16 protein-coding genes are annotated in these 14,382 nt (G+C 50.8%); 12 read left to right on the forward strand and 4 right to left on the reverse strand.

Annotated elements, in window-relative coordinates; translation table 11 throughout:
* Positions 1–235: 235 nt before the first annotated feature.
* From HUX64_RS03245 to HUX64_RS03270, 6 genes are all read left to right on the forward strand, one after another.
* Positions 236–2,938 carry a cation-translocating P-type ATPase gene (locus tag HUX64_RS03245; protein ID WP_174624806.1) on the forward strand — a complete coding sequence of 901 codons (2,703 nt, stop codon included), beginning with the start codon at positions 236–238 and terminating at the stop codon, positions 2,936–2,938.
* 132 nt (positions 2,939–3,070) lie between these two features.
* On the forward strand, positions 3,071–4,120 hold the full coding sequence (locus HUX64_RS03250) for a DMT family transporter (RefSeq protein ID WP_174624807.1): 1,050 nt from the start codon (positions 3,071–3,073) through the stop codon (positions 4,118–4,120).
* A gap of 145 nt (positions 4,121–4,265) precedes the next feature.
* Positions 4,266–4,844 carry a carboxymuconolactone decarboxylase family protein gene (locus HUX64_RS03255; protein WP_174624808.1) on the forward strand — a complete coding sequence of 193 codons (579 nt, stop codon included), beginning with the start codon at positions 4,266–4,268 and terminating at the stop codon, positions 4,842–4,844.
* A 495-nt stretch (positions 4,845–5,339) separates the two neighbouring features.
* Entirely contained in the window at positions 5,340–5,507 is a 168-nt protein-coding gene (locus HUX64_RS19130; RefSeq protein WP_217426420.1) for an efflux RND transporter permease subunit, read from the forward strand.
* Positions 5,504–5,743, forward strand: a complete 240-nt coding sequence (locus HUX64_RS03265) for a hypothetical protein (protein ID WP_174624809.1) — start codon at positions 5,504–5,506, stop codon at positions 5,741–5,743. The genes HUX64_RS19130 and HUX64_RS03265 overlap by 4 nt, the downstream gene beginning before the upstream one ends.
* A 72-nt stretch (positions 5,744–5,815) precedes the next feature.
* Positions 5,816–7,351: an HAL/PAL/TAL family ammonia-lyase gene (locus HUX64_RS03270; protein WP_174624810.1), complete on the forward strand. Its 1,536-nt coding sequence runs from the start codon at positions 5,816–5,818 to the stop codon at positions 7,349–7,351.
* A 250-nt stretch (positions 7,352–7,601) separates the two neighbouring features.
* Here the strand turns inward: HUX64_RS03270 and HUX64_RS03275 are convergent, their stop codons facing one another.
* Positions 7,602–7,955 (reverse strand): HopJ type III effector protein, encoded by a 354-nt coding sequence (locus HUX64_RS03275; protein WP_174624811.1) that lies wholly within the window; start codon positions 7,953–7,955, stop codon positions 7,602–7,604.
* Positions 7,956–8,050: 95 nt separating this feature from the next.
* Entirely contained in the window at positions 8,051–8,536 is a 486-nt protein-coding gene (gene smpB / locus HUX64_RS03280; protein ID WP_174624812.1) for an SsrA-binding protein SmpB, read from the reverse strand.
* Between the two features lie 97 nt (positions 8,537–8,633).
* On the opposite strand from smpB, the gene HUX64_RS03285 reads away from it, so the two are divergent.
* The 3 genes from HUX64_RS03285 to HUX64_RS03295 are packed head-to-tail and all read left to right on the forward strand — an operon-like array spanning position 8,634 to position 10,709.
* Positions 8,634–9,995: a sodium-dependent transporter gene (locus HUX64_RS03285; protein WP_174624813.1), complete on the forward strand. Its 1,362-nt coding sequence runs from the start codon at positions 8,634–8,636 to the stop codon at positions 9,993–9,995.
* Positions 9,996–9,997: 2 nt separating this feature from the next.
* Positions 9,998–10,429 (forward strand): type II toxin-antitoxin system RatA family toxin, encoded by a 432-nt coding sequence (locus HUX64_RS03290; RefSeq protein ID WP_174624814.1) that lies wholly within the window; start codon positions 9,998–10,000, stop codon positions 10,427–10,429.
* Positions 10,422–10,709, forward strand: coding sequence for an RnfH family protein (locus HUX64_RS03295; protein ID WP_174624815.1), 288 nt, complete (start codon positions 10,422–10,424; stop codon positions 10,707–10,709). The genes HUX64_RS03290 and HUX64_RS03295 overlap by 8 nt, the downstream gene beginning before the upstream one ends.
* Before the next feature lie 33 nt (positions 10,710–10,742).
* Here the strand turns inward: HUX64_RS03295 and HUX64_RS03300 are convergent, their stop codons facing one another.
* Positions 10,743–11,252, reverse strand: coding sequence for an outer membrane protein assembly factor BamE (locus HUX64_RS03300; protein WP_174624816.1), 510 nt, complete (start codon positions 11,250–11,252; stop codon positions 10,743–10,745).
* A gap of 151 nt (positions 11,253–11,403) precedes the next feature.
* On the opposite strand from HUX64_RS03300, the gene fur reads away from it, so the two are divergent.
* The 3 genes from fur to lolD are packed head-to-tail and all read left to right on the forward strand — an operon-like array spanning position 11,404 to position 13,803.
* Positions 11,404–11,820, forward strand: coding sequence for a ferric iron uptake transcriptional regulator (gene fur, locus HUX64_RS03305; protein ID WP_174624817.1), 417 nt, complete (start codon positions 11,404–11,406; stop codon positions 11,818–11,820).
* A gap of 23 nt (positions 11,821–11,843) precedes the next feature.
* A complete protein-coding gene (locus HUX64_RS03310) occupies positions 11,844–13,091 on the forward strand; it encodes a lipoprotein-releasing ABC transporter permease subunit (RefSeq protein ID WP_174624818.1) in 1,248 nt (415 codons plus the stop codon).
* Entirely contained in the window at positions 13,084–13,803 is a 720-nt protein-coding gene (gene lolD, locus HUX64_RS03315; RefSeq protein WP_174624819.1) for a lipoprotein-releasing ABC transporter ATP-binding protein LolD, read from the forward strand. Before HUX64_RS03310 ends, lolD begins: the two co-directional genes overlap by 8 nt.
* A 12-nt stretch (positions 13,804–13,815) precedes the next feature.
* On the opposite strand, the gene HUX64_RS03320 is transcribed toward lolD, so the two are convergent.
* Positions 13,816–14,346 carry a DUF2062 domain-containing protein gene (locus tag HUX64_RS03320; RefSeq protein ID WP_174624820.1) on the reverse strand — a complete coding sequence of 177 codons (531 nt, stop codon included), beginning with the start codon at positions 14,344–14,346 and terminating at the stop codon, positions 13,816–13,818.
* Between the last annotated feature and the right edge of the window lie 36 nt (positions 14,347–14,382).

A 14,382-nucleotide genomic window follows, 5' to 3' on the forward strand; every position in this document is an offset into this window, starting at 1 on the left:
TCTGGGGCTTGGCTCGAGAGCTGTATTTTCAGGATCAGCGCTATTAAAGCGAAGAGATATAGCCTCTGGCCATCGCCGTTAACTGCAGGCAGTGCTATTCAGGATGGTTATGCGCTATGCTCCGTTATTCAAGCATTTAATGCGCGCTGTATATGCCAAAAGCCAGCATTGGCGGTCCTAAAGCGTTCGGGTTTAGTTTCGATTCCTAATATCAAGAGCAAAAGAATCTCCACTTATGAACACATGGCACAACACCTCGATTACCGAAGCCGCAAGCCTTCTTGCTAGCGATGTGGAGCAGGGGCTTTCGGCCAATGAAGCGAAAAACCGGCTTGCCCGGTATGGGCCAAATAAACTGCGCAAGGGCAAGCGATTTTCGGCCCTGATCATTTTTGTAAGCCAGTTTAAAAGTCTGGTTATCTGGGTGCTGATTGGCGCAGCGGCGGTTTCCGCCGCGCTGGGCGAAACCGTAGACGGCATCGCCATCATTGCCATCGTAATCCTGAATGCGGTTATCGGCTTCTTTCAGGAGTATCGCGCCGAAAAGGCGGCGGCCGCATTGGCACGCCTGGCAGCGCCCCATTGCCGCGTGGTGCGTGACGGCCATAGCGCCGTAGTCGCCGCCTCTGAAATTGTTCCGGGCGATATTCTGTTGCTCGAAGGCGGGGATCTGATCGCTGCGGACGCTCGGCTGATCCAGGTATCGGTTCTTCGCATCAACGAAGCGCCGCTCACCGGAGAATCGCAAGCCGTAGGCAAGTTCACCGACAGCTTGCCATCTGAAACGCCGCTGGCGGAGCGGAACAATATGGTCTTTCTCGGCACCAGCGTGACAGCAGGCACCGGTCGCGCCTTGGTGGTGAATACCGGAATGGAGACGGAACTCGGCCATATCGCCAAACTTCTGGACACCGCCGAAAGCGGAGAAACCCCGCTGCAACGTCAGCTTAACCGGGTAGCGCGCTTATTGTTGTGGGCCTGTCTCGGCATCATCGTGATGATTTTCAGCCTCGGATTGCTGCGAGGAATTGCGCCGTTTGAGCTTTTCATGAGCGCGGTAAGTCTTGCGGTAGCCGCCATTCCGGAAGGTCTGCCGGCAGTGGTGACTGTCGCGCTCTCGTTGGGTGTGCAGCGCATGGTACAGCGTCATGCCCTGGTGCGGCGCCTGGCCTCGGTTGAAACGCTAGGGCGAGCTCAGGTTATCTGTACCGACAAGACCGGCACGCTGACGATGGGTGAAATGACGGCCCGCAAGTTGATTACCTCGGAAAACTTATATCGAGTCACCGGCGAAGGTTATGCCACGGAAGGCGCTTTCTTTTCCGGCACCGAGGAAAGCCTGCCGTCAAAAAGCCCGGAACTCCTGGCTTTGCTGCGTTCATCGGCCGCCTGTAATGATGCCGAATTGACCTTAATAGATGACCGTCCAGGAATAGTGGGCGATCCCACCGAGGGGGCGCTGCTGGTGGCCGCAGCAAAAGGCGGCATTCGCCGTGGGGCCATTGAGACTGAAATGCCGCGCCTGGCTGCCGTACCTTTCGATTCCGACCGCAAACGCATGACAGTCATCCGTCGTCGGGAAAACCAACTCTGGGCATTTGTCAAAGGCGCACCCGAAGTTATTCTCCACCGTTGCACCCTGATTCGTACCGGCCAGGGCGTAAGGGAACTGACTGAAAGCGACCGCAGCCGGCTGCTCCAGGCTAATACCTTAATGGCACATGATGCCCTGCGCGTGCTGGCAGTCGCTGAGCGCTCCCTGGCTGGCTTCAGTTTCGAAGAAGGCGGGGTGATAAACGACAACGAGATTGAGCAGGAGCTTATCCTTTTGGGGCTAGTAGGCTTGCAGGATCCGCCTCGTAACGAGGCGAAGGAAGCCGTGGTCAAGTGCAAGCGGGCCGACATCAAAACCGTTATGATCACCGGGGATCATCCCGATACGGCGCGGGCCATAGCCCATGAATTGGGCATGCTGGGCAAAGGCGAAGAAGTTCTCGCAGGCGCCGAGATTGACCGCCTGGATAACGAAGCGCTGAAGGCGCGTGTAGCACAGGTCTCGGTTTATGCGCGGGTTACCGCCGAGCACAAGCTCCGCATTGTCAGCGCCTGGAAAGCGCGGGACGCAGTCGTGGCGATGACCGGGGACGGGGTTAATGATGCGCCTGCGATCAAGGAATCCTCCATCGGCATCGCTATGGGCATTACCGGCACCGAGGTGACCAAGGAGGCTGCCGACATCATTATCACCGATGACAATTTTGCCTCCATTGTCGCTGCCGTTGAAGAAGGGAGGGGCATTTATGACAATATCGCCAAAACTTTGGCCTATTTGCTGAGCGGCAATACCGGTGAATTGATCGTAATGCTGAGCGCGGTCCTTCTGGGCTGGCCGCTGCCGCTTCTACCGCTGCATCTTCTGTGGATCAACCTGGTGACAGACGGCTTGCCTGCGCTAGCCCTTGCGACTGATCCGATCGACCCCGGCGTATTGAATCGCCCGCCGCGGCGTTCCCAGGAGGCGCTATTCAACCGGGAGTTCCTCACGCTAACTCTGTTCACCGGCTTATTGACCGCCGGCGTCACGCTTGGCGTGTTCGCCTATGAACTCTATATCGACAACAGCCTTGAACAAGCCCGCGATGCCGCCTTTACCACTCTGGTGATCGCCGAACTGCTGCGCGCCTTCGGCGCACGGAGCGAGCAGCGCACTATATGGCAGATCGGCCTGTTTTCCAACATGCGCTTGTTTCTGATTGTGGCAGTGAGCTTTGCCTTGCAGTTGGCGATACATCATGTCCCCATGCTGCAAACGCTGTTTCAGATCGAGCCGGTGTCGCAAAATCAGTACGCGGCCTGGATCGGGGCCGGATTCATACCGCTAATTGTCCTGGAACTGAGAAAAGTCATCCGCCGTCCCCATAAGGAAGGCTTGAAATAAAAATGAAGCTTCAGGCAAACACCCAATCCTGTGCTTTGAAACGGCGCAGGCAGGCAGAACAAGCGGTCGAGCGCGGTAATTCAAACCGCAACAGTTGTTAAATATTACTTAACGCGAGAGGTAATAACGGTTATGAACTGGAAAGAAAGAATGCGCCAACCCGGCGTTTTAGCAACGCTTGGTGCAGCGTTGCTGTTCGGGGCAGGTACGCCGTTGGCGAAAATGCTGCTGAACAGTGTCAGTCCCTGGTTGCTGGCAGGATTGCTTTATCTTGGCTCTGGTATTGGCCTTACGCTCTATCGCCGCTTGAGGCGCAGCGCATCCGTGAGGCTAACGCGCTCTGACAGACTGTGGCTCGTTGGGGCAATAATCGCAGGCGGCATCATCGGGCCTGTGCTGTTAATGCTGGGACTGAGCGGCATGCCGGCATCAGGCGCATCGCTGCTGCTGAACGCCGAAGGCGTGTTCACTGCGCTGTTGGCATGGTTCGTCTTCAAGGAAAATTTCGATCGCCGTATTGCCTTGGGCATGGCCGCCATCGTGGCCGGTGCAATCGTCTTGAGCTGGCCGGGCGAGGTCAGCTTCGCAGGTCTTTGGCCAGCTCTGTCCGTGCTTGGCGCATGTTTCGCGTGGGCTCTCGACAACAATCTGACCCAAAAAGTATCGCTGTCAGATGCAACCTGGATCGCCTCTATCAAGGGAGTGGTCGCTGGTTCGGTTAATCTGATTCTGGCATTCGCCCTGGGCGCTACATGGCCTCCTGTGTTAAATCTGGCCGGGGCGATTGTTATGGGCTTTTTTGCCTACGGCGTCAGTCTGGTGCTGTTCGTCGTCGGTTTACGCCACCTTGGCACGGCGCGAACCGGCGCTTACTTTTCAGTCGCACCGTTCTTCGGCGCGGTATTGGCAATCGCGCTGGGTGAAACTCTGACCTTGCCTCTGCTAGCTGCCGGGGCGTTGATGGCGCTTGGGGTCTGGCTGCACCTTACCGAACGGCATGGACACGAACACTTGCATGAGGCGCTGGAACATGAGCACGAGCACAAACACGACGAACATCATCAGCACGCCCATGACGCCCCTGTCGAGCCTGGCGCCAGGCACAGCCACCGGCATCGACATGACGCCCTGACCCACACGCATGCACACTTCCCGGATGCCCACCACCGCCACAGCCACTGAGCGGCGCCTATTGCGGGGTCTATGTGGCAACCGCTCTGGTCTGGTTGCGAGTGGTAGACGGCGTGAAGCTGTCTGCCTTGGCCGAACCGTTGCCCGTACTGTCTTCGGATGAGTCCGGATGTTTAAACTCTGCCTGGATTATGATATGAGAGTCACAGAAAAACCCGTTTCCAGTTACCCCTGGTACCTTCGTCCATTCTTCTGGAATCAAAAAAGAAAATACGGACAAATCCTTAAGCCTGCATTGATTTGGGCCAGAGTCCCCAGGCTGTTTGCAGCGATAGCAATACTCTATGGGGTGCTGGATAGAAAAGGCAGCCCTATCGATCCGGTTCTACGCTCCTTGATTACGGTGCGGGTATCGCAAATAAACGGCTGCCGTTTTTGTATTGATATTAACTCCGCCGTGTTGGCAAAAAGAACAGGCTCCATGAACAAGGTGGAAGCCCTTGAACGATGGCAGGAAAGCGAGTTGTTTGATAACAAGGAAAGAGTTGTCCTGGAATACGTCGAGGCAATGACTTATACCGGCCGGCAGGTTGATGTTGGTTTGTCACAGCGCCTGTATGAATACTTTAACGAAGATGAAATCGTCGAACTGACCGGCCTCATCGCCTTCCAGAATTTATCCAGCAAATTTAACAGCGCCCTCGATTTGCCAGCACAAGGGTTTTGCCGTCTCCCGGAAAGCGCCGCTCGCCCTAATGAAAACTCAAACGATTAATGAGGAACGCCACTATGAACACATGGCCCAAGCTATCATTTACCGTAGCCGCAAGCTTTGATCGCATGTGCACTGGACTGATGCCGCAGCGTCTGACGACGCGTTAGCCTAAACGGCGGGCTTTCGGGAAAGCATTTCGCGTACTCAGGCCCGGCGGCGAACTGTATGGGGGATTTCGGCAAACTGTCCGATCAGTTCCTGCCTCTGATTTCGCGGGTGGGGCGTCGGGTTGATGCGGTTCACGGCGCTAGGGCGGCTCTGCAAGCCGAAGGGAGATGTTCCCTGAAGTACCCGCAGAGGATCTGCACTCTGTCGGCGTTTTTATGGATTGGTCTGTTGTGACCCAGAAGCCGGGCAATTGCATTCGCTGGCTGATTTGCTTGAGGCTGTGCAAACCGGCGCCATGGAGCGCATCCGTCTGGTTATAATGACGGACCTTGCCAATATTTTCAGAATGACGGACCTTGCCAATATTTTCAGATTGTTTCCGGTCTCATGCTCGCCACTGGTACCGGCGCCGATGTGATGAAGCCTATGGCCGTCCCCATGATCGGCGGGATCGGTTCGGCCATGTTATTGACGCTGCTGGTCATCCCGGCGATTTATGTGATTTGGCGCTGGCATAGGCAAATCAAATCTGTCGCAGGCAAGCCGGCCGTATGAGCGGTTTGCAAGCTGGGGCGGGGAAGGGCGATGACGTCAGGGCAGACTCGGAAGCCGTGCTGGCCGCGAGCCGGTTCATCCATCGGAAAATCCTGATGTGGCTGTTTCTCGACGGTGCTGCAAGGCAGCATCGCCCCCTATTTTTTAGCTGCTCCATCGTCAGTCGTCGTCACAATATATGGCATTGGGCCGGGTTAACGCATCCTGTTGCCGATTATAAGGAACATCGCTATTAGTTTTCAGAACCTATAAAACCGCATCGATCTACAATAGGTTAATTTTTTCGATTTTGGCGGATTTAATCTGTAATGAAGAATATAAAAGCTAGCGTTGTATTCGATGGTCAACCGTTGACTATTGAAGATATTTGTCTGCTGGCCAATAAACAGGCAAGCTGTGAATTAAGCCGGCAAACTGCATTTATTAAACGCATTGATAAAGGCGCGGCGTTTATCGATGACTTATTAAAAAAACAGGGTTTTGTTTATGGCGTTACGACCGGTTACGGCGATTCCTGCACAGTATCCATTCCGCTTCATCTGGTGGAAGAACTGCCCAAACATTTGTATACCTATCACGGCTGCGGTCTCGGCAGTCATTTTGACGCACCGCAGACGCGGGCGATTCTGGCAGCAAGACTAACGAGTCTGGCGCGCGGTTTTTCCGGGGTTCGTTATAAGTTACTGGAGCAATTGGCAGAACTATTAAGACAGGATATTCTGCCGCTGATTCCGCAGGAGGGCTCGGTAGGCGCCAGCGGCGATTTAACCCCTTTATCTTATGTGGCCGCCGTTCTGTCTGGAGAAAGAGAGGTTGTTTATCAGGATAAGCGCCAGGTGACTCAGGACGTTTTTAACCGTTTGGCTATCGAAGCGCTTATCTTAAAGCCCAAAGAAGGCCTGGCTATTATGAACGGCACGGCGGTAATGACGGGCATTGCCTGTCTTGCCTGGCAACGAGCCGAGTATCTGGGCCGCTTGACCACGCGCATTACCAGCCTTGCATCCATTGCCTTAAGGGGGAATGCCTATCATTTTGATGAAAAACTGTTTTCGGTTAAACCGCATCCGGGACAAAACCGCGTGGCTGAGCGTCTTCGCTCAGACTTGCAGCTAACAGAAGGCGCACCACGGCATGATATTCGCTTGCAGGATCGCTATTCCCTGCGCTGCGCGCCGCATGTGATTGGCGTGCTGGAAGATTCCTTGCCCTGGCTGCGCCAGTTTATTGAAAATGAATTAAACAGCGCCAATGACAACCCCATTATTGATGCCGAAGGTGAACATGTCTTACATGGCGGCCATTTTTATGGCGGTCACATCGCATTTGCGATGGATTGCATGAAAACGGCCGTTGCTAATCTGGCCGATTTACTGGACAGACAAATGGCGCAATTAATGGATACCAAGTTCAATCAGGGTCTTCCAGCCAATCTTTCCGGCGCCGAGGCCGGGCAAGCCATGCTGAATCACGGTTTTAAAGCCGTACAAATAGCGGTGTCGGCCTGGACGGCCGAAGCGCTTAAATTAACCATGCCCGCCAGCGTTTTTTCCCGCTCGACCGAGTGCCACAATCAGGACAAAGTGAGCATGGGCACTATCGCCGCCCGGGATTGCATTCGCATTCTGGAGTTAACCGAACAGGTTGCGGCGGCCGCATTGCTGGCGGTTGTACAGGGCGTGGAGCTGCGCGGCAATGTTGATGCTTTAAGCCCGGCGTTAAAAAGTACGTTTAATCAACTGCGCGAGCACAGTCCGTTGCTGACTACTGACCGGGCATTGGAAAAAGAACTGCGGCTTTGTCTGGAGCTGATACGCAAACAACATTGGAATTTATATGACTGAAGGAATTTAGCACTTAAGGAATCTTTGAACAAATTGACTCCGCTCAGCGTTCGACAAGGCTCTCCTGAGCTTAGTCGAAGGGCTCACCACGAACGGCGTCAACAAGGCTCACTAGAGCATAGACGAAGGATCACCACGAACGGAGCCAACACAGACCGTTCGTCCTGAGCTTGTCGAAGGATTGAGCAGATATTCCCTAATTGTAGGCATCTTCAGGATAAAAAAGTCAAGGAAGACGCTTGCTTGAGGGCTATTTAGCAATCAGCGGCTCGCCTTTAAAATGCACGCCTTCCCAGCCGTAGCGCATGAAATTCCTGATGTTTTGATGGCCCGAGCCGTGCGGGTCATTTAACACATCCAGCCGGTAATAATCTCCGAACAGGTTTAAGGTCTGCTGCCGGTCAAGCCGGTTTAGTTGAGCAAAGGCGAAAATTTTGCAGGAACCTTCGTTAGTTCCGGCCTGATTGACGAGTATATGTTCATAGCGGCCGGTATGGAATTCCGTAGGCCGGTAGTGATAGTTTTCCGCAATGACAGCTATGGTTTCACTAAAACTGACGGCTTCATTGTTTTTTACTTTTTCAAGGAATGAGGGGAGTGACATGGCTGAGTTTCAATGCAAGTTCAATCAACGACAACCCCGAGGCTGGTTTCGGCCGACATGAGGGTAGGGCGTGTGCTCTTTTACAATAAAGCCGTTTATGCATGCTTCATAATGCGCGCTTTTTCACGTTGCCAGTCCCGCTCTTTGGAAGTGGCGCGTTTGTCATGCAGCTGCTTGCCTTTTGCCAAACCGATTTCCAGCTTGGCGCGGCCGTTTTTCCAGTACATGGACAATGGAATCAAGGTATAGCCTTTCCGTTCTACCGAGCCGATCAGTTTGCCTAGTTCATGGCGGTGCAGCAGCAGTTTTTTGGAACGGACGGCTTCCGGCTTTATATGCGTTGAAGCCGACAGCAAGGCCGAAATATGAGCGCCGGACAGCCAGGCTTCGCCGCGTTTTAACAGCACATAACTTTCCTTGAGTTGAACCCGGCCGTCCCGCAGGCTTTTAACTTCCCAGCCTTGCAAAACAAGGCCTGCCTCAAACCGTTCCTCAATAAAATATTCATGCGTGGCCTGACGATTTACCGCAATGGTATTGTTTGGTTGATTTTTATTTTTACGGGACTTTTTATCGGCCATAGTACGGGTAGAGATTTAAACTGACGTGAGGGTATAATTTTGTTATTTTACTCGATATGTTTGTACGAGTGGGTTTTTAATAGAGTATGGCCTTCACATGATGGATTCAAAAAAATTACAACACGGTCAATGGTCCTCATCTTTCGCATTTATTATGGCGGCAACCGGTTCAGCGGTTGGTTTGGGTAATATCTGGAAATTTCCTTATATCGCAGGAGAAAATGGCGGCGGGGCGTTTGTTATTGTGTATCTGCTTTGTGTAGGACTGATTGGCATTCCTATAATGATGGCGGAAATTATGATGGGCCGCCGCGGCAAGCAAAATCCTGTTGATGCCCTGAAGGCATTGGCCGGTGAAGCTGGAGCAGATAAAAGCTGGCATTATCTAGGCTGGACGGGGGTTGTGGCAGGGTTTTTAATCCTTTCCTATTACAGCGTTATTGCAGGCTGGGCCTCGGCTTATGCGGTAAAAGCCTTTATCGGCAGTTTTTCCGGCGCAGGCTCAGTAGAGATAAAAGAACTTTTTGATAATTTTATCGCCAGCCCTGTCCAGCTGATTTTTTGGCATACGCTGTTCATGCTGGCCACCATGCTGATTGTCGCGCGGGGCATTAATGAAGGGATGGAAAAAGCGTTACGTTTTCTGATGCCGGGCTTGTTCATTATTTTGATTTTATTAGTGGCTTATGCGATGACCACGGCCAGCTATGAGCAAGGCATAGCCTTTTTATTTACTCCCGATTTCAGCAAGCTTACCGGCAATTCCATACTGACCGCCATGGGCCAGGCTTTTTTTACTCTCAGCCTGGGTATGGGAGCCATTATGGTATATGGCTCTTATTTGCCGAGTGAGGTATCGATTGCCAAAACTGCATTTTTAATTGCCGGTGCCGATACGGTGGTAGCTCTACTGGCAGGCGTTGCTATTTTTCCGATTGTTTTTGCCAACGGCCTGGAACCCGCCAGCGGTCCGAGTCTTATCTTTCAGACTCTGCCGATCGCCTTTGGCGCGATGTCTGGCGGCTGGTTATTCGGCGTTTTATTTTTTGTGATGCTGGTATTTGCGGCTTTATCGTCATCGATTTCACTGATAGAGCCTGCGGTTGCCTGGCTGGTTGAAAACCGGCGGATCAGCAGGGAAAGCGCCTGTATATGGGCTGGCCTGGCAGCATGGCTATTGGGATTTGCAAGCATTTTTTCATTTAATGTCTGGTCAGAGCTCAAAATATTTGATAGAACAATTTTTCATTTGCTGGATTATTTGACAGCAAATTTAATGCTGCCTGTCGGCGGTTTTTTCATTGCAGTATTTGCCGGTTGGGTCATGAAGCGTCAGCATAGCGAACAAGAGCTTAATTTGGCCGTTAAGCAAAGCTATTCAATATGGATATTTCTCGTTTGCTATGTAGCTCCCGGCGCTGTTTTCCTGGTTTTTCTACATGTCGTTGGAGTTTTATAAGCATGACGGTCGTTCATAAAAGCGCATTGGTCAGATTTTCCGCACGGCAAATGTTTAATCTGGTTAATGACATTGAAGCCTATCCGAAGTTTTTACCGTGGTGCAGCGGCAGCCGGATTATCAAGTGTGAAGACGATATTATTGAAGCAGAATTACTGATTGCCAAGGGCGGTTTCAAAAAATCGTTTTCTACGCGCAATACGATTGATTGCGGCGGCAGAATAACAGTCTCCTTATTAAATGGCCCATTTTCCTATCTGGAGGGAAAATGGGATTTTATGCCGCTGGCAGATGATGCCAGCAAGATTTCCCTGGATCTGGAATTCGAAATGTCAGGGAAACTTGCGAGTTTGGCATTCGGAGCCGTTTTCAATCAGATATGCAATACCATGGTAAGTTCTTTTATCACTCGAGCTAAGGAACTGTATGGATAACGAGCCGTCAATAGTGGTAGAAGTGGTCTGCGCAACACCGGAGGAACAGGTCATTATTGCGCTTAAAGTGCCGCAAGGCTCTACTATTGAAACAGCGATAAGAGCTTCAGGTCTGTTAAGCCTTTTTCAGGAAATTGATTTATCCGAGACTAAAGTAGGTATTTTCGGCAGGGTTTGCAAGCTTGATCAGCCTGTAAGTCCGGCCGATAGAATAGAAATTTACCGGCCTTTGGTAAATGATCCCAAACAGGCAAGGCGGCAGCGAGCGGCAAAGTTATAAGAACATCCGCAGCCTGTTTTTTTGCCGTGGCTGCTAAAACTGCGGTTCATTTGCAGAAGGTTTTTTCTCTGTCCGGTCTGTTTCAGAAGCGTTGTCGACATTATCCAGGCCGAGCAGACCGGTAATGGTTTCCCATAGGGTTTTGTCAATATTGCGCTTGGGAACATCAACCGTTTTTTCTTCCGATGCCTTAATAATAGGCACAGTGCTGGGTTTGAAGTCGCCCTGGACGGCGATGATGCTATCCTCATTAAAAAATAATGACACTCTTTTTTGCAGCCTTGGTTCACCGCCGGGCTGCAAGGAATAAAGGTAATCCCAGCGCTCCGGGTGGAAAACATCGACCAGCATAGGCGATCCCATTATATACAGTACCTGGCGTTTATTCATATTGGGCCGAAGCTGGTCAACCATGGACTGATCAATTATGTTGCCTTGTTGAATGTCAAGGGTATAAACACCGGGTAAATTGTTCAAAATCGTGGAGCAGGAAGCAATAGCCAGGCTTGCCAATAAACTTGAAAAAAAAAGCGGCTTTATCATGGGAGGCTGCAAAATAATTGAAAAATAAAATCATACACGATGGCAAACAATTCTCCTATAAAACTGTCATGCCTTTCATGCTTAAAAAAGGCTACAATGTGCAACGCCATGTATAAAATCGCTTTGCAGGCGATTCAACCGGAGAATACTGTTGGAAACTCATGATTTAAGGAATGCAGGCCTGAAGGTGACTTTGCCTCGGGTCAAGATTCTGCAGATTTTAGAAAATCAGGCTAACGAGCATCATTTAACTGCGGAAAAGGTTTATAAAATACTGCTGAGCGAAGACGAAGAAATCGGATTAGCCACGGTTTATCGCGTTTTGACCCAGTTTGAGGCAGCCGGTCTCGTGACCCGACATCATTTTGAAGGCGGAAACTCTGTCTTTGAACTGAGTTCAGGTGATCATCATGATCATATTCTGTGTATGAAGTGCGGTAAAGTTGATGAATTTACCGATGAATTTATCGAAGCCAGGCAAAAAGAAATAGCCGCCAGATTGGGCTATGAATTAACCGACCATGGCCTGTATTTATACGGTTTTTGTCCCCAATGCAGAAAATCCTGAATTTTCTCTAACCTGTCAACTTCATGTTCAAACCTCTCATTTTTTATATCGGCTTGCGCTATACGCGGGCCAAGCGCCGTACCCAGTTCATTTCCTTCATTACCTTAACCTCCGTTCTCGGAATCGCCTTGGGCGTCACGGCGCTGATTACCGTCCTGTCGGTAATGAATGGCTTTGAAGCCGAACTGCGCCAGCGTATCCTGGGCATGACTTCCCATGCCACCATAACCGGAAACTATGGCCAATTGGATAATTGGCAGGAGCTGGATCAGAAATTAAAGGATTATCCGCATGTGCAAGGTTCGGCCCCTTTTATTAGCGGGCAGGTCATGATTAATGCGGGCCGGCGCGTAAGCGGCACCATGCTGAATGGAATCAGGCCGGACTATGAATCGAAAGTTTCGGAAGTGGTCAGTAACATGAAAGCAGGCAAACTGTCTGACCTGATCGCCGGTGAATACGGCATTATCTTGGGCGCTGAGCTGGCCAATTATCTGGGCGTCATGACGGGCGATAAAATTACTGTTATCAGTCCGCAAATCAATTCCACACCGGCCGGTATTGTGCCCAGAATGAGGCGTTTTACGGTAGTGGGCATTTTTCAGGTAGGCATGTATGAATACGATCGCAATATGGCGATGATTCATATTGAAGATGCCGCTAGATTATTTCGCATGGGCAGCGCCGTTTCAGGTTTGCGGATCAAGCTGGATGACCTCTTTAATGCCCCGAAAATAACCCGATCCCTGGCCACTTTTTTTGAAAATGATTATCAGGTAAGCGACTGGACGCTGGCCCATAATAATTTTTTCCGGGCTATTCAAACCGAAAAACGGGTGATGTTTATTATTCTGCTGTTAATCGTAGCGGTGGCGGCTTTCAATATAGTTTCCACGCTGGTCATGGTAGTTACCGACAAACGCGGTGACATAGCGATTCTCAAGACCCAGGGTCTGACCTCTCGTTCAGTTATGGGGATATTCATCGTATTAGGCACGGTGATCGGCGTTGTCGGCACCGCTTTAGGCACGGTCGGAGGGGTATTGCTGGCTTTAAATGTTGAAACCATTGTCCCGGCGATTGAAAAACTGTTCCAGGTTCAGTTTATGGCCGCAGATGTGTATTACATTAGTCAATTGCCTTCCAAACTGGCCTGGCCGGATGTCTATGCTATTGCCGGCATGGCCTTTTTGCTGTCGCTATGCGCAACGCTTTATCCGGCCTGGCAGGCTTCGAAGATAAATCCGGCGGAAGTCCTCAGATATGAATAAGACCAGCATTTTGCAATGTCGGCGGTTGACCAAGCGTTATACACAGGGCAAGCTGGATGTTGAAGTATTGAAAGGGGTTAATTTAACAATGGGGGCAGGGGAGCGGGTGGCCATTATGGGCGCATCAGGCTCGGGCAAAAGCACCTTGCTGCATCTGCTTGGCGGTCTGGAAAAACCCAGCGGCGGCGAAGTGATTCTGAACGGCGTTAATCTCAATAAAGTCAGCGCTGTAAAACTGGCCGGATTAAGGAACAGGTCCCTCGGGTTTATCTATCAGTCCCATCATCTTCTGGGAGAGTTTACTGTATTGGAGAATGTGGCAATGCCTCTGCTGATAGCCGATCTTCCGGTAAAGGAAGCGCGTATTCGCGCCATAGAATTATTGCAGAGGGTAGGGCTGGGGCATCGCATTGAACATAAGCCGGGCGAATTATCCGGCGGGGAAAGACAGCGTGCGGCAGTGGCCAGAGCATTAATAAACAAGCCGGGAGTTGTGTTGGCTGATGAACCGACGGGAAACCTGGATAGCAAAACGGCTGACCAGGTCTATCAGTTAATGCTGGAATTAAATCAGGAGCTCAATGTCAGCTTTCTGGTAGTCACTCACGATCATGAGCTGGCAGCAAAAATGGGTAAGGTTTTGCATATGGAAGATGGCTTGATTTCTCAATTAATCAATGATGAAGTCAGGAAAATTGAATTGTTCAGTTAAATCTGCAGCAGGCTATTTGAGTGATCTTTGCTTTCTTGCCTGCCATTTTTGGCTTATCTGGGATTGCCATAAATACTGGATGCCAAAATAACCTGTAGCCGATGAAATAATACCCATAATAAAACAACCCGTTAAAAAGGGTTCCCACACATCGCCCAGGCCGGATAATACACCGCTGACTGAAAAATCAAACTGTTCTGCAGAAGGGGGAAGATTCATAAACCAAAGCCCAACCCGATAGGCAAAATAAAATAGCGCCGGCATAGTCACGGGGTTGGTGATCCAGACCAGGGCGACAGAAATAGGTAAATTTGCCCGGTAATAAACGGCGGCGGCAGCGGCAATAGCCATTTGCCCTGGGCTTGGAATCCAGGCTGCAAATAATCCTACTGCAAAAGCCATAGAAACAGAGCGTCGATTTAAATGCCAGAGGTTAGGCTCATGGAGTTTATCGCCGAGAAATTGAAGGTTTTTGTGTTGTTTGAAAAATTCAGGATCAGGTATGAACTTTTGTATGAGTTTTTGGATAAATTTTTTGGCCATTATTATTACATACAGGTTATTTGCGGCCTAGTTTAT

The sequence above is a fragment of the Candidatus Methylobacter favarea genome, from assembly GCF_902806695.1.
Classification (GTDB): domain Bacteria; phylum Pseudomonadota; class Gammaproteobacteria; order Methylococcales; family Methylomonadaceae; genus Methylobacter_B; species Methylobacter_B favarea.